Consider the following 14,947-nt stretch of genomic DNA (forward strand, 5'->3'; position numbering starts at 1 on the left):
CCCGCCGGGCCCGTCCGGGGATCCCGTCCGGCTACGGCGCCGGCTGCTCCGCCACCGGGTCCGCCGGGTGCGGCGCCACCAGCGGCAGGTGCGAGGCGAGCCGCGCCTCGCACAGCCCGGCCAGCACCTCGTACGCCTCCTTGCCCATCAGCTCCGTCAGCTCCGGGCGGTACGTCACGTACACCGGCTCGCCCGCGCCGTGCGCCGACGTCGCCGAGGTGCACCACCAGTGCAGGTCGTGACCGCCCGGGCCCCAGCCCCGGCGGTCGTACTCGCCGATCGACACCTGCAGCACGCGGGTGTCGTCGGGCCGGTCGATCCAGTCGTACGTGCGCCGCACCGGCAGCTGCCAGCAGACGTCCGGCTTGGTCTCCAGCGGCTCGCGGCCCTCCTTCAGGGCCAGGATGTGCAGCGAGCAGCCCGCGCCGCCGGCGAAGCCGGGCCGGTTCTGGAAGATGCATGAGCCCTCCCAGCGCCGGGTCTGCCGCTCGCCGTCCTCGTCGAGCTGCACCCAGCCGGTCTCCGTGCCGACGCCGTGGAACTGCCACAGCTCCGGGGTCAGCCGGTCCACGTACGAGGCGACCCGCTGCTCGTCCTCCTCGTCGGAGAAGTGCGCGCCCAGCGTGCAACAGCCGTCGTCGGCGCGGCCCGCCTGGATGCCCTGGCAGCCGCTGCCGAAGACGCAGGTCCAGCGGGAGGTCAGCCACGTCAGGTCGCAGCGGAAGACCTGCTCGTCGTCCGCCGGGTCCGGGAACTCGACCCAGGCGCGAGGGAAGTCCAGGCCCTTCTCGTCCGGCTCGGCGGCGCGCTTCGCGCCGCCCTTGGGGGCCTTCACCACGCGCGGCTCCTCGGCGGTCGTCTTCGGGGGCTTGCCGGCCGCGGCGCTGCCTTTGCCCTGCTTCGCCTTTTTCGTCTTTGGCACAACCCCAAGCGTATGCGCCCGGCGCAGTAGCGTTCCGCCCATGAGACTCGGAGTCCTCGACGTCGGTTCGAACACAGTGCACCTGCTGGTGGTGGACGCCCACCCCGGCGCCCGCCCGCTGCCCGCCCACTCCCACAAGGCGGAGCTGCGCCTGGCGGAGCTGCTCGACGCGCAGGGCGCGATCGCCCCGGCCGGTGTCGAGCGGCTCATCGCCACGGTCGCCGGGGCGCTGCACGCCGCCGAGGACAAGGGCTGCGAGGAAGTGCTGCCGTTCGCCACGTCCGCGGTGCGCGAGGCGACCAACGCGGACGCCGTGCTCGCCCGGGTCAAGGAGGAGACCGGGATCGACCTCCAGGTCCTCACCGGCGACGAGGAGGCCCGGCTCACGTTCCTGGCCGCCCGCCGCTGGTTCGGCTGGTCCGCCGGCAAGCTGTTCCTGCTCGACATCGGCGGCGGCTCCCTGGAGGTCGCGTACGGCATCGACGAGGAGCCCGACGCGGCGGTGTCGCTGCCGCTGGGCGCGGGCCGGCTGACCGCGGGCTGGCTGCCGGGCGACCCGCCCGACACCGACGACGTCCGCGCCCTGCGCCGCCATGTGCGCGCCGAGATCGCCCGTACCGTCGGCGAGTTCGCCCGCTTCGGCAAGCCCGACCACGTGGTCGCCACGTCCAAGACCTTCAAGCAGCTCGCCCGGATCGCCGGCGCGCCCGGCTCCGGCGAGGGCCTGTATGTACAGCGCATCCTCGGCCGCGCCGCCCTGGAGGAGTGGGTGCCCCGGCTGGCCGCCATGTCCGCCGGCGAGCGCGCCGCCCTGCCCGGCGTCTCGGAGGGCCGCGCCCCGCAGCTGCTCGCGGGCGCGCTCGTCGCGGAGGGCGCGATGGACCTGTTCGGCGTCGACACCCTGGAGATCTGCCCCTGGGCCCTGCGCGAGGGCGTCATCCTCCGCCGCCTGGACCACCTTCCCGCGATGGGCCCGCTGCCGACGGAGGCGTGACGGGACGGGGCGGCGCGCGGCGCGAGCGGAGGGCCGGGTGGCCGGAACCGGCTCCCCGTCGCCCGGGGCCGCCCCGTACGCTGTCCCTCGTGGCAGAACCAGTGGTGCGCGTCCCGGACGCGAAGGTCGCCCTGTCGACGGCCTCGGTCTACCCGGAGTCGACGGCGACGGCCTTCGACGTGGCCGCGCGCCTCGGCTACGACGGCGTCGAGGTCATGGTGTGGACCGACCCGGTCAGCCAGGACATCGAGGCGCTGCGCCGGCTCTCCGACCACCACCAGGTCCCGATCCTGGCCGTGCACGCCCCCTGCCTGCTGATCACCCAGCGCGTCTGGTCCACCGACCCCTGGGTCAAGCTCCAGCGCGCCCAGGCCGCCGCCGAGAAGCTCGGCGCGTCCACCGTCGTCGTGCACCCGCCGTTCCGCTGGCAGCGCCAGTACGCGCGCGACTTCGTCACCGGCATCTGGCGGATGGCCGACGAGACGGACGTACGGTTCGCCGTCGAGAACATGTACCCCTGGCGCTACCGCGACCGCGAGATGCTCGCGTACGCCCCCGAGTGGGACGTCACCAAGGACGACTACCGCCACTACACGATCGACCTCTCGCACACCGCGACCGCCCGCACCGACGCCCTGGCCATGGTCGACCGCATGGGCGGCCGGCTCGGCCACGTCCACCTCGCCGACGGCCGCGGTTCCGCCAAGGACGAGCACCTCGTGCCCGGGCGCGGCACGCAGCCGTGCGCCGAGGTCCTGGAGCGCCTGGCGGCGACCGGCTTCGACGGCCACGTCGTCATCGAGGTCAACACCCGGCGCGCGATGTCCGCCGCCGAACGCGAGGCCGACCTCGCCGAGGCGCTGGCCTTCACCCGGCTCCACCTCGCCTCCGCGACCGCCCGGCCCTTCCAGACGCCCCGCTCATGACCGAGCCCGCCCCGCGCCGGCGCGGCCGCCCCTCCCGTACCGGCGACGACAGCGGCCCCGGGGCGCGTGAACGGATCCTGGAGGCGGCGCGGACGCAGTTCGCCGAGCGCGGCTACGACAAGGCCTCGATGCGCGGCATCGCCAAGGCCGCAGGCGTCGACGCGGCCCTCGTGCACCACTACTTCGGCACCAAGGACGAGGTCTTCGCGGCGGCGATCGAGGTCTCCTTCGAACCGGCGCTCGCCGTCCCGGCCATCCTGGGCGCGGGCGCCGAGGGCATCGGCGAGCGCCTGGCCAGGTACTTCATCGGCGTCTGGGAGAACCCCGCCACCCGCGCCCCCCTGCTCGCGATCATCCGCTCGGCGCTCACGTACGAGGCCGCCGCGAAGGTGCTGCGCGGTTTCGTGCTGCGCAGGCTGCTGGAGCGGGTCGCCTCGGAGCTGGACGTGCCGGACCCGACGTTCCGCGCGGAGCTGGCGGCCTCGCACATGATCGGCATCGCGATCCTGCGGTACGTCATCAAGGCGGAGCCGCTGGCGTCGGTGGACACGGAGGAGATCGTGAAGCTGGTCGCCCCGACGCTGCAGCGCTATCTGACGGAAGCGTGACGACCGCCGCCCGCGCGGCTGCCCGAAACCTGAACACACCGTCCGCCATACGGACGCCATGTCCAGATCTTGGAGCCGGAGCGTACGCTCGACAACAAGCACACCCATCACTGAGGAGCGAGCGACGATGCCCGAGCTGAGGTCCCGCACAGTCACCCACGGCCGCAACATGGCGGGCGCCCGCGCCCTTATGCGCGCCTCCGGTGTACCGGGCGCGGACATCGGCCGGAAGCCCATCATCGCCGTCGCCAACTCCTTCACCGAGTTCGTGCCCGGCCACACCCACCTCTCGCCCGTCGGCCGGATCGTCTCCGAGGCGATCGCCGAGGCGGGCGGCATCCCGCGCGAGTTCAACACCATCGCCGTCGACGACGGCATCGCGATGGGCCACGGCGGCATGCTCTACTCGCTGCCCTCCCGCGACCTGATCGCGGACAGCGTCGAGTACATGGTCGAGGCGCACTGCGCCGACGCCCTGATCTGCATCTCCAACTGCGACAAGATCACTCCCGGCATGCTGATGGCCGCGCTGCGCCTCGACATCCCGACGGTCTTCGTCTCCGGCGGCCCGATGGAGGCCGGCAAGGCCACCCTCGTCGACGGCACGGTCCGCACGCTCGACCTGGTCGACGCGATGTCCGAGGCCGTGAACGAGAAGGTCTCCGACGAGGACATCCTCCGCATCGAGGAGAACGCCTGTCCGACCTGCGGCTCCTGTTCCGGCATGTTCACCGCCAACTCGATGAACTGCCTGACCGAGGCCATCGGCCTGTCCCTGCCGGGCAACGGCTCCCTGCTCGCCACGCACACCGCCCGCAAGGAGCTGTACGAGCGGGCCGGCCGCACCGTCGTCGAGCTGACCAAGCGGTACTACGAGGAGGACGACGCCTCCGTCCTGCCGCGCAACATCGCCACCCGCGCCGCCTTCGAGAACGCCATGGCCCTCGACATCGCCATGGGCGGCTCCACCAACACGATCCTGCACCTCCTCGCCGCCGCCCAGGAGGCCGAGGCGGACTACGGCCTGGCCGACATGGACGCCGTCTCGCGCCGGGTGCCCTGCCTGGCCAAGGTCGCCCCGAACGTCGCCCCCGGCGGCACGTACTACATGGAGGACGTGCACCGCGCCGGCGGCATCCCGGCGATCCTCGGCGAGCTGTACCGCGGCGGGCTGCTCAACGAGGACGTGCACGCGGTGCACTCCGCCTCGCTGAAGGAGTGGCTGACCGCCTGGGACGTCCGCGGCGGCTCCCCGACGCCGGAGTCCGTCGAGCTGTGGCACGCGGCCCCCGGCTGCAAGCGCTCCGCCACCGCCTTCTCGCAGTCCGAGCGCTGGGAGTCCCTCGACACGGACGCGGCCGGCGGCTGCATCCGCGACGTGGCCCACGCGTACTCGAAGGACGGCGGCCTGGCGGTGCTGCGCGGCAACCTCGCGGTCGACGGCTGCGTCGTGAAGACGGCCGGCGTCGACGAGTCGATCTGGACCTTCGAGGGCCCGGCGGTCGTCTGCGAGTCGCAGGACGAGGCCGTGCAGAAGATCCTGACCCAGCAGGTCAAGGAGGGCGACGTCGTCGTCATCCGCTACGAGGGCCCCAAGGGCGGCCCCGGCATGCAGGAGATGCTCTACCCGACCTCGTACCTGAAGGGCCGCGGCCTGGGCAAGGTGTGCGCCCTGGTCACCGACGGCCGCTTCTCCGGCGGCACCTCGGGCCTCTCCATCGGCCACGCCTCCCCGGAGGCGGCGTCCGGCGGCACGATCGCGCTCGTCGAGGACGGCGACCGCATCCGCATCGACATCCCGTCCCGCTCGATCGAACTCCTCGTCCCCGACGAGGAACTGGCCGCGCGCCGCGAGGCCCTCGGCGGCGTCTACGCCCCGAAGAACCGCACCCGCAAGGTCTCCGCGGCCCTCCGCGCCTACGCCGCGATGGCCACGAGCGCCGACAAGGGCGCGGTCCGCGACGTGACGAAGCTCGGCTGACGCGAGACGGCGGCGGGGCCTGGACGGGGTGACCGTCCAGGCCCCGCCGCCGTGTCACCGGCCGGCTCGCCAACGGCCGGCTCACCCGGCCCGGCTCACCACCGGCCCGGGTCGGCCCCGTCCACGGCGAAGGCGGACCCGTCGGGGGCGGTGGCGACGACCCGGGGGCCGAGCACCACGGGGGCGGGCACGGAGGCCGCGTGGCCGAGCCGTCCGCCGCGCAGCCGGGGCTCGGTCTGCCCGAGGAGCACCCCGCGCGCCGTGTCGACCGCGATCAGCCGCCCGTCCGCCGCCGAGAAGTACAGCCGGTCGTGGCCCGGCACCGGCGCGGAGACGCGGCCGGCGGCCGTCTCCAGCTGCCAGAGCGTCCGGCGCTCCGCCGTGTCCACGGCCACGAGCGTCCCGGCGCGCGTCAGCAGATGGACGACGTCGCCCGTCACCACGGCCTTCGGCTCCTCCAGCCGGAACGGCAGCGGCACGCGCTCGGCGCCGCCGGACGCCGGGTCGTACCGCACGACCGCCTCGGCCCGCGTGTCGAGGCCGCGCGCCAGCAGGAACAGCACGCCGCCCCCGTCCGCGCCGCCGACGCCGAACGGTTCGAGGCGGCCCGCGAGCCGCTTGCTGTGGACGGTCTCGCCCGTCCGGGCCCGTACGCCGCTGACCACCGTGTGCCTGCCGTCCGCCGTCTCCTCGAAGACGTGCACCACGCCGGTGGACGCGTCGTACGGGCCGACCAGCGGGGCCCGGTGCCCGGGCAGCGCACGCCGCCAGAGCCGCTCGCCGGTCCGCGTGTCGACGGCGGTCACGGAGCCGGAACGGGAGCCGAGCAGCAGGGTGTCACCGGCCGGGTGGACGCTGCCGCCGTCCGGGACGGCGGTGCTCCAGCCGGGACGGCCGCTTTCCGCGTCGTAGGTCACGAACCGGCCGCCGTCCTCGCCGACGGCCGCGCCCACGCTCCCCGCGGAGTGCACCGGCGCCGCCACCGCCCCCGTCCGCTCCGGACGGGACCAGACGACCGCGCCGGACGCGGGGTCGAGCCGGGCGGCGCCGGTCCCGCGCGCGGCGCAGTACACGGCACCGTCCGGGCCCGCGGAGCAGGCGGGAGCCGCGTCGCCGGCCTGGTTCAGCGGCGTCGCCCACGAGCCGACCGGCTTCGCCGCGGACGTCCGCTGCGGCCGTTGCGGGCGCTCGCCGCCCTCCGGCCACACGGCGAACGCCCCGCCCGCCAGCGCGACGACGACCGCCGCGGCGACGAGGCCCACCGGCCGGCGGCGCCGGCGCAGGGCCCGGGTGGGCGAGCGGTCCGAGGGCCCGACGGTGTCGGCCGGATCGGGGCGGGCCGGATCGGGGCGGGTCGCATCGGAGCCGGCTGGATCGGAGCCCGCGGGACGGAGCCCCAGCGTCGGCGTGCCCGAGCGGGACGACGGCCGGCGCTGGGCGGGTATGAACGCCGCCGCCTCGTACGACGGCGGCTGCAGCGCCGCCATGATCTCGTCCGGCGTGGGCCGGTCGGCCGGCTCCTTCGCCAGACAGCGCGCGACGAGCGGCGCCAGCTCCTCGGGCACGCCCGACAGATCGGGCTCGTCGTGGACGACCTGGTACGCCACGATGTACGGGCTGTCCGAGTCGAACGGCCCGGTCCCGGTCGCCGCGTGCACCAGCACCGACCCGAGCGCGAACACGTCCGCCGCCGGACCGACCTCGCGCGGCCGCTGGAACTGCTCGGGCGCCATGAACGGCGGCGAGCCGATCAACTTCCCCGTCTCCGTGCGCACATCGCTGTCCGACGGGCGGGAGATCCCGAAGTCGATGACCTTCGGCCCGGTGTCCGTCAGCAGCACGTTGCCCGGCTTGAGGTCCCGGTGCACCACGCCCGCGCGGTGGATGTCGCGCAGCGCCTCGGCGAGCCCGGCGGTCAGCCGGCGCAGCTCGGCGGGGCTCAACGGGCCGCTGCGCCTGACCTGTTCGGCGAGCGTGGGCCCGGGCACGTACAGGGTGGCCATCCACGGCCGCGCCGCGTCCGGGTCCGCGTCGACCACAGGCGCGGTGAACGCGCCGCTGACCCGCCGCGCCGCGGCGACCTCCTGGCGGAACCGGGCCCGGAACTCCGGGTCCGACGCGTGGCTCTCGTGGACGACCTTGACCGCGAGCCTCAACCCGGAGGCGGACCGCGCCAGATGGACGACGCCCATGCCGCCGGACCCGAGACAGGCCCCGAGCCGGTACTCACCCGCGTACTCAGGATCTTCCGCTTCCCGGCCGACGCCGGTCCTGCGCAACGGTGGCATCGCCCCACCCCGTGTGATTCCCCGTCGAATCGTGCGCGCGCACGACGCACGGAGCCTATGTCATGAGGCATCGATTCCGGACATGGCTTGGTAGCCTGCGCGCGTCATCCGAACGGGGGGATCCACCATGTCCATTGACGAGTCCGTCGACGAGTCCGCGTCCGCGGAGCTGTCCGCCATGACGGCGTCGACCCTGCGCTATCCGATCGCTCCGGGCTACCGCGTGAACGTCCGCTCCGGCCCGGGCACCAAGTACCGCATCGTCCGCACGCTGCCGCTCGGCGCGTCGGTGCCGATCTACTGCCAGACGCCCGGCGAGTGGATCACCGGGCCGTACGGGACCACGAACCTCTGGGACAACATCGCGGACGGCGAGTTCGTCTCGGACGCGTACGTGAAGACCGGCAGCGACGGCTACGTCGCCCCGCGCTGCTCCTGATCCGCCGTCCGCCGTCGCTCACGGGGATAATCGATCCCGTGAGCGACGACGACCGCACCGGTACCGGCACCGGCACCGGCCCTGAGAACAGCAGCCCCGGCCCCCGCCCCGAGGAGATCCGGTTCTTCGGGACGACCTGGGTGGAGCACGACGGGCACTACGGGCTGCGCCGTGCCGCCGTGGGGCTCGGCGCGCTGCTCGCCGCGGCCGCCGGGTGCTTCGTGCTGCGGTTCGCGTACCAGGGGCTCGAGGTCGCCCAGGTAGGCGGCTTCGTCAACGTCCTCGTCGTCGTCATGTTCGCCGTCTGCAGCGCCATCGCCTTCCGCAAGACGTGGGAGGGCTTCTCCCGCCGCCCCGACGACCCGGCCCGCGAGGACTCGCTGCGCAGCCTGAAGGCCATCGGCTTCATCGGCTCGCTGCTCGCCTACTTCTTCCGCACCTTCAGCGAGGCCCCCGGCGAGAAACTCCGCCGCACGGAGTACGAGAAGGCCCTCGCCCAGTACGAGAAGCGCCGCTCCTCCCGCACCGGCAACCCCTCCACCCGCCGCAAACCAAAGCCCAAGCGCCGATAGCGCCCCCCAGTAAGCCCCTGAGCGGACGCCCTCTTCTCTGGAGGGGCCGTCCGCTTCGCTGTTCCGGCCCTTGAGGCCCTTCCGCGGCCGCGCGGCCCTTCCCGCCCGGGCGCGACGCCTCTCCCGGCCTCCGACGGCCGTCCGAACTTCAGGGCACTCCCGGCCTCTGATGGCCTTCCGAACTTCCAGGCACTCCCGGCCTCTGGCGGCCTCCCGGGGCTTCGACGGCCTCCCGGGGCCTCTGACGGCCTCCCGAACTTCGTCGCCCCTCCCCGGATCCCGTCGCCCCTCCCATCCCGTCGCCCCTCCTCGGATCCCGACGGCCTCCCGGATCCCGACGGCCCTCCCCGGACCTCGATGGCCTCCCGGATCCCGGCGGCCTTCCGGTCTTCGAGGCCCTTCCCGGGTTCGACGCCTCTCCCGCCCCCGCGCCCCTCCCCGGACCTTGACGCCTTCCCCCGCCGCGCGCACTATTCATCGCATGATGAATAAAACCGGCGACGAGCCGCCCCCGCCCCCGCCCTCCGGCGCGATCACCGCCCGCGGGCTCACCGTCGTACGCGGCGACCGCACCGTCCTGCGCGGCGTCGACTTCACCGTCCCCGCCGGACGCATCACCGGCCTCCTCGGCCCCTCCGGCTGCGGCAAGACCACCCTCATGCGGGCCGTCGTCGGCACGCAGGCCGAGGTCACCGGCACCCTCGACGTCCTCGGCCGTCCCGCCGGCGACGCCGCCCTGCGCTCCCGCATCGGCTACGTCACCCAGCAGCCGTCCGTCTACGACGACCTCACCGTCCGCCAGAACCTCGACTACTTCGCCTCCGTCCTGCTCCCCGGCCGCGCCCGCCGCGACGAACGCCGAGCCGCCGTCGAGCGCGCCCTCGGCGACGTCGACCTCGCCGACCACGCGGGCCACCTCGCCGGCCGGCTCTCCGGCGGCCAGCGCAGCCGCGTCTCCCTCGCCGTCGCCCTCCTCGGCGCCCCCGAGCTCCTCGTGCTCGACGAACCCACCGTGGGCCTCGACCCCGTCCTCCGCCGTGACCTGTGGGACCTCTTCCACCGCATCGCCGCCGACCGGGGCGCCACCCTCCTCGTCTCCTCCCACGTCATGGACGAGGCCGAGCGCTGCCACCGGCTGCTCCTCATGCGCGAGGGCGAGATCCTCGCCGAGGACACCCCCGAGGCCCTCCGCCGGCGCAACGACACCCCCACCGTCGAAGGCGCCTTCCTCCGCCTCGTCGACGCCGCGAACGCCCGCGCGGCCACCGCGAACGCCCGCGCGGCCACCGCGAACCGGGCCGCCGACCATCCCGTACCGGCCCCCGACCCCCGGGCCGCCGACCACCCCGCACCGCAGGAGCAGCCGTGAGCACCGACCGCACCCTCGCCACCGCCGCCCGCGTCCTGCGCCAGCTCCGCCACGACCCGCGCTCGATCGCCCTGATGCTCCTGGTCCCGTGCCTGATGCTCGTCCTGCTCCGCTACGTCTTCGACGGCAGCCCGCGGACCTTCGACAACGTCGGCGCCTCGCTGCTCGGGATCTTCCCGCTGATCACGATGTTCCTGGTGACCTCCATCGCCACCCTGCGCGAACGCACCTCCGGCACCCTCGAACGCCTCCTGGCCCTGCCCCTGGCCAAGGGCGACCTCATCGCCGGCTACGCCCTCGCCTTCGGGCTCCTCGCCGTCGTCCAGTCCGCCCTCGCCACCGGCCTCGCCCTGTGGCTCCTCGGCCTCGACGTCGTCGGCTCGCCCTGGCTGCTGCTCCTGGTCGCCCTGCTCGACGCGCTCCTCGGCACCGCCCTCGGGCTGTTCGTCTCCGCCTTCGCGGCGTCCGAGTTCCAGGCCGTCCAGTTCATGCCGGCCGTGATCTTCCCGCAGCTGCTGCTGTGCGGCCTGTTCACCCCGCGCGACCGGATGCACCCCGTCCTCGAAGGCATCTCGGACGCGCTCCCCATGTCGTACGCCGTCGACGGCATGAACCAGGTCCTGCGCCACACCGACATGACCGCCGACTTCGTCCGCGACGCCCTCGTCGTCGCCGGCTGCGCCGTCCTCGTCCTCGGCCTCGGCGCGGCGACCCTCCGCCGCCGCACCGCGTGACCGGAAGGCGCGTGACCGGGAAACGCCTGACCGGGAAACCCGCGACCGGAAAGCGCGTGACCGCCCCTCGGACACGTCGGCCGCCACGCCCGGGCCGGTGCGAGGATGGCGACACGTACCCCCTCCGGCGAGGTGAACAGAGCCATGACCCAGACCGTCGCAGTCCTCGGCACCGGCAAGATCGGTGAAGCGCTCCTCAGCGGCATGATCCGCGCCGGCTGGCGCCCCGCCAACCTGCTCGTCACCGCCCGCCGCTCCGAGCGCGCCGCCGAACTGCACGACCGCTACGGCGTCGAGGCGGTCTCCAACGCCGACGCCGCCAAGCGCGCCGACACCCTCATCCTCGCCGTCAAGCCCCAGGACATGGGCCGGCTCCTCGACGAACTCGCCCCGCACGTCGCCGCCGACCGGCTCGTCATCAGCGCCGCCGCCGGCATCCCCACGGCCTTCATCGAGGAGCGCCTGACCGCCGGCACCCCCGTCGTCCGCGTCATGCCGAACACCCCCGTCCTCGTCGACGAGGGCATGTCCGTGATCTCGGGCGGCAGCCACGCCACCTCCGAGCACCTCGCCCACACGGAGGAGATCTTCGGCGGCGTCGGCAAGACCCTGCGCGTCCCCGAGTCCCAGCAGGACGCCGCCACCGCCCTGTCGGGCTCCGGACCGGCGTACTTCTACTACCTCGTCGAGGCCATGACCGACGCCGGCATCCTCCTCGGCCTGCCCCGCGCCCAGGCCCACGACCTCATCGTCCAGGCCGCCATCGGCGCCGCCGTCATGCTCCGCGACAGCGGCGAACACCCGGTCAAGCTCCGCGAGGCCGTGACCTCCCCGGCCGGTACGACCATCAGCGCCATCCGCGAGCTGGAGAACCACGGCGTACGCGCCGCCCTCATCGCCGCCCTGGAGGCCGCCCGCGACCGCAGCCGCGAGCTGGCCTCCGGCAACGGCTGACCTACGCGGCGGACAGCACGTCCTGCGTGCTCACGACCCGGGCGAACCGCCCCCCGTGCAGCGACACCGCCGTCGCCCGGGTCAGCTCCTCCGCCGACTGCGACCAGCCGAACGGACCGGTCAGGTCGAAGGTGTGCATCGCGTCCAGCGGGAACAGCACGTCGTAGCCGAGGTTCCCGCCCATCCGCGCGGTCGTCTCGTTGCACATGTTCGTCTGGATGCCCACGATCACGACCTGCCGGATCCCGGCGCCCTTCAGCCAGGCGTCCAGATCCGGCTCCCCGTAGAACGCCGAGTTCACCGACTTCGTCACCAGCAGCTCGGGACCGGACCCCTTCCCGCGCCGCTCGGCGACGAAGTCCTGGAAGGCGTTGCCCTCCGTCCCCGTCGCCAGCGGCGACCTCGGCTGCGCCGAGTCGTGCCGGACGAAGACGATCGGCCGCCCGGTCTCCTGCCACCGGTCGATCAGCGAGGCCATGTGGGCCTCCGCCTCCGGATTGTTCCGCCGCCCCCAGAACGCGTCCCCGAAGCCCTTCTGCACGTCGACGACGATCAGGGCGGTGTTCTCGTAGATCTCCATGCCTCCGATCCTGTCGCCGCCCGGCCCGCCGTCCCAGGAGCCCATACGTCAGTGATCGATGGGATACTGCCAGCATGCCGACGCAGCGCATCGCCGTCCTCGCCTTCCCCGGCGTCCGCGCCTTCGACCTGTCCGTCGTCCAGGAGGTCTGGGGCGTCGACCGCGCCGCGCGCGGCGTCCCGCCGGCCGAGCTCCGCCGCGTCGCACCCGACCCCGCCGCCCCCATCCCGCTGACCGGCGGCCTGGCCCTGACCGCCGACCGCGCCCTCGACTGGCTCGACCGCGCCGACCTCGTCGTCGTCCCCGGCGTCGAGGACCCCGACGCCGACGTCCCCGAACCCGTCCTCGCCGCCCTGCGCCGCGCCCACACCGCCGGCACCCCGGTCGCCGCCCTGTGCGCGGGCGCCTTCGTCCTCGCCCGCGCCGGCCTCCTCGACGACCGCCGCGCGGTCACCCACTGGCACCTCGCCGAACGCCTGCGGGCCCGCCACCCGCGCGTACGCGTCGAGCCTGACGCCCTCTTCGTCGAGGACTCCGGCCTCTGGACCTCCGCCGGAGTCGCCGCCGGCATCGACCTGTGCCTCCACCTCGTCCGCACCGCCCACGGCGCGGAAGCCGCGGCGGCGGTGGCCCGCGCCATGGTCACCGCCCCGTTCCGCACCGGCACTCAGGCCCAGTTCATCGAGCGCCCCACCCCGCGCACCGACCGCGACGCCGACGCCCTCGCCGACGTACGCGCCCACGCCCTCGCCCACCTGGACGAACCCCACACCGTCGCGAGCCTCGCCGCCCGCGCCGGCATGTCCGCCCGCACCTTCGCCCGCCACTTCCAGGCCACCACCGGCACCACCCCGGTCCACTGGCTCATCGCCCAGCGCGTCGCCGCCGCCCAGAAACTCCTCGAACGGACCGACCACCCCCTGCCCGAGGTGGCCCGCCGTGTCGGCTTCGGCAGCGAGGTCACCATGCGCCAGCACTTCGCGACCCACCTCTCGATGAGCCCCCGCGCCTACCGCACGGCCTTCCGCAGCCCGACGAACACCAGGGCACCGAAACAAGGAACGGCATAGGGAACGAGAAGGGGAACGGGGCCGGGCCGGCCCAGGACGCACCCCGCCCCGCCCCCGCCCCCCTTCAGACGGCCGGCAGCAACCCGATGGCCCGATAGGCTCGGTCGACCACCGGCCGCGCCATGCCCCGAGCCCGCTCGGCGCCCTCGCGCAGCACCTTGTCCACCTGCGCAGGATCCGCCGCCAGCTCCGCATGCCGCTCCCGCACCGGCCGCAGCAGTTCGACGACGGCGTCCGCGGTGTCCCGCTTCAGCGAGCCGTACGAGGTGTACTCCTCCGCCACCGCCGCCGGCTCCCGGTCCGTCGCCGCGGCGAGGATGTCGAGCAGGTTGGCCACCCCGGGCCGGTTCTCCTTGTCGTACGCGACGTCCGACCCGCTGTCGGTCACCGCGCGCATGACCTTCTTCCGCACCACGTCCGGCTCGTCGAGCAGATAGACGATCCCCGCGCCGCTCTCGTGCGACTTGCCCATCTTCGAACTCGGGTCCTGCAGGTCCATCACCCGCGCCGCCACCGCCGGATGCGTGGCCCGGGGCACGGTGAAGGTGTGCCCGTAGCGCTGGTTGAACCGTACCGCCAGGTCCCGCGCCAGTTCCACGTGCTGCCGCTGGTCCTCGCCGACCGGCACCTCGTCCGTCTCGTACGCGAGGATGTCCGCCGCCATCAGCACGGGATACGTGAGCAGCGACAGCCGTACGCCGTCCCCGGCCGCCCGCGCCCGGACGCTCTTCTCCTTGTACTGGATCATCCGCCGCAGCTCGCCGTCCGTCGCCGTGCACTCCAACAGGTACGAGAGCCGGGCGTGCTCGTCGACGTGGCTCTGGACGTACACGGTGCACAGGGCGGGATCCAGCCCGGACGCCAGCAGCAGCGTGGCCGCCTGCCGGCTGAGCCTCAGGATCCGGGCCGGGTCGTGCTCGACGGTCAGCGCGTGCAGGTCGACGACGCTGAAGAGCGCGTCGGATGCGTACTGGTCGACCTCGACCCACCGCCGTACGGCCCCGAGGTAGTTGCCCAGCGTCAGATGCCCGGTCGGCTTGACCCCACTGAACGTCCGCGTCCGCTTCAGGTCCATGGCTTCGGTGCTTCCTCTCTCCGTGGCGCCGGCTCGGCGGCCGGCCCCGGAGGGGCACACACGAACGGCCGCCGAGGCGGCGGCCGTCTGGTTGCATGCGCAGGCAGGGCCGCCGTCAGGCGGCCCACCACTGGGTGGTGTGCGCGTGCGTAGTCACACGAGAAGCGTACGCCCCGGGCGGGGGTTGACACTCGATTTCCCGACACGTAGTGTTCTCCGAGTTGTCCGACGTGAGCACCGACTCCGGTCGGCCCCGGACAGCCATTCCGCAAGATCCACCACCAGCAGGCGCTGCCTCATCGCATCGCCATGCTTTCCGTGCGTTTTTGCGAAATGAGGAATCCGCGTTCGAAGGTTTGAGCGCACGCCGCCCGATTAGCGTCGGCGGCAAGGAATCCGCTAAAGTCTCACTCGTCGGAACGGCCCAACAGCCGG

General features: G+C 73.7%; 14 protein-coding genes. 10 read left to right on the plus strand and 4 right to left on the minus strand.

Annotated elements, in window-relative coordinates:
• Positions 1-31: 31 nt before the first annotated feature.
• On the minus strand, positions 32-838 hold the full coding sequence (locus ACNJ93_RS17915) for a hypothetical protein (protein ID WP_418961448.1): 807 nt from the start codon (positions 836-838) through the stop codon (positions 32-34).
• A gap of 124 nt (positions 839-962) precedes the next feature.
• Here ACNJ93_RS17915 and ACNJ93_RS17920 point away from each other — a divergent pair, with 124 nt between their 5' ends.
• The 4 genes from ACNJ93_RS17920 to ilvD all read left to right on the plus strand — a co-directional run bounded on the left by ACNJ93_RS17920 (position 963) and on the right by ilvD (position 5,431).
• A complete protein-coding gene (locus tag ACNJ93_RS17920) occupies positions 963-1,916 on the plus strand; it encodes a Ppx/GppA family phosphatase (RefSeq protein ID WP_418958411.1) in 954 nt (317 codons plus the stop codon).
• An 89-nt stretch (positions 1,917-2,005) separates the two neighbouring features.
• Positions 2,006-2,842 carry a sugar phosphate isomerase/epimerase family protein gene (locus tag ACNJ93_RS17925; RefSeq protein WP_418958412.1) on the plus strand — a complete coding sequence of 279 codons (837 nt, stop codon included), beginning with the start codon at positions 2,006-2,008 and terminating at the stop codon, positions 2,840-2,842.
• Entirely contained in the window at positions 2,839-3,450 is a 612-nt protein-coding gene (locus ACNJ93_RS17930; protein ID WP_418958413.1) for a TetR family transcriptional regulator, read from the plus strand. Before ACNJ93_RS17925 ends, ACNJ93_RS17930 begins: the two co-directional genes overlap by 4 nt.
• Positions 3,451-3,577: 127 nt before the next feature.
• The gene (ilvD, locus tag ACNJ93_RS17935) at positions 3,578-5,431 is read left to right on the plus strand and encodes a dihydroxy-acid dehydratase (protein WP_418958414.1); all 1,854 of its coding nucleotides are present in this window, start codon (positions 3,578-3,580) and stop codon (positions 5,429-5,431) included.
• Between the two features lie 95 nt (positions 5,432-5,526).
• Here ilvD and ACNJ93_RS17940 read toward each other — a convergent pair whose 3' ends face one another.
• Complete coding sequence (locus ACNJ93_RS17940) at positions 5,527-7,719, minus strand: protein kinase domain-containing protein (RefSeq protein ID WP_418958415.1); 2,193 nt, start codon at positions 7,717-7,719, stop codon at positions 5,527-5,529.
• Positions 7,720-7,897: 178 nt separating this feature from the next.
• Between ACNJ93_RS17940 and ACNJ93_RS17945 the strand changes: the two genes are divergently transcribed.
• From ACNJ93_RS17945 to proC, 5 genes are all read left to right on the plus strand, one after another.
• On the plus strand, positions 7,898-8,158 hold the full coding sequence (locus ACNJ93_RS17945; protein WP_418961449.1) for an SH3 domain-containing protein: 261 nt from the start codon (positions 7,898-7,900) through the stop codon (positions 8,156-8,158).
• A 38-nt stretch (positions 8,159-8,196) separates the two neighbouring features.
• Positions 8,197-8,730 (plus strand): hypothetical protein, encoded by a 534-nt coding sequence (locus tag ACNJ93_RS17950; protein ID WP_418958416.1) that lies wholly within the window; start codon positions 8,197-8,199, stop codon positions 8,728-8,730.
• A 481-nt stretch (positions 8,731-9,211) separates the two neighbouring features.
• Complete coding sequence (locus ACNJ93_RS17955) at positions 9,212-10,099, plus strand: ABC transporter ATP-binding protein (protein ID WP_418958417.1); 888 nt, start codon at positions 9,212-9,214, stop codon at positions 10,097-10,099.
• Positions 10,096-10,833 (plus strand): ABC transporter permease, encoded by a 738-nt coding sequence (locus ACNJ93_RS17960; protein ID WP_418958418.1) that lies wholly within the window; start codon positions 10,096-10,098, stop codon positions 10,831-10,833. Before ACNJ93_RS17955 ends, ACNJ93_RS17960 begins: the two co-directional genes overlap by 4 nt.
• A 144-nt stretch (positions 10,834-10,977) precedes the next feature.
• Positions 10,978-11,787 (plus strand): pyrroline-5-carboxylate reductase, encoded by an 810-nt coding sequence (gene proC / locus ACNJ93_RS17965; protein WP_418958419.1) that lies wholly within the window; start codon positions 10,978-10,980, stop codon positions 11,785-11,787.
• 1 nt (position 11,788) lies between these two features.
• Here the strand turns inward: proC and ACNJ93_RS17970 are convergent, their stop codons facing one another.
• Positions 11,789-12,367, minus strand: coding sequence for a cysteine hydrolase family protein (locus tag ACNJ93_RS17970; RefSeq protein ID WP_418958420.1), 579 nt, complete (start codon positions 12,365-12,367; stop codon positions 11,789-11,791).
• Positions 12,368-12,441: 74 nt separating this feature from the next.
• Between ACNJ93_RS17970 and ACNJ93_RS17975 the strand changes: the two genes are divergently transcribed.
• Positions 12,442-13,437, plus strand: coding sequence for a GlxA family transcriptional regulator (locus ACNJ93_RS17975; RefSeq protein ID WP_418958421.1), 996 nt, complete (start codon positions 12,442-12,444; stop codon positions 13,435-13,437).
• A 64-nt stretch (positions 13,438-13,501) separates the two neighbouring features.
• Here ACNJ93_RS17975 and trpS read toward each other — a convergent pair whose 3' ends face one another.
• A complete protein-coding gene (trpS, locus tag ACNJ93_RS17980) occupies positions 13,502-14,512 on the minus strand; it encodes a tryptophan--tRNA ligase (protein ID WP_418958422.1) in 1,011 nt (336 codons plus the stop codon).
• Between the last annotated feature and the right edge of the window lie 435 nt (positions 14,513-14,947).

The sequence above is a fragment of the Streptomyces tritici genome, from assembly GCF_048500665.1.
In the GTDB taxonomy this organism is placed as follows: Bacteria; Actinomycetota; Actinomycetes; order Streptomycetales; family Streptomycetaceae; genus Streptomyces; species Streptomyces tritici.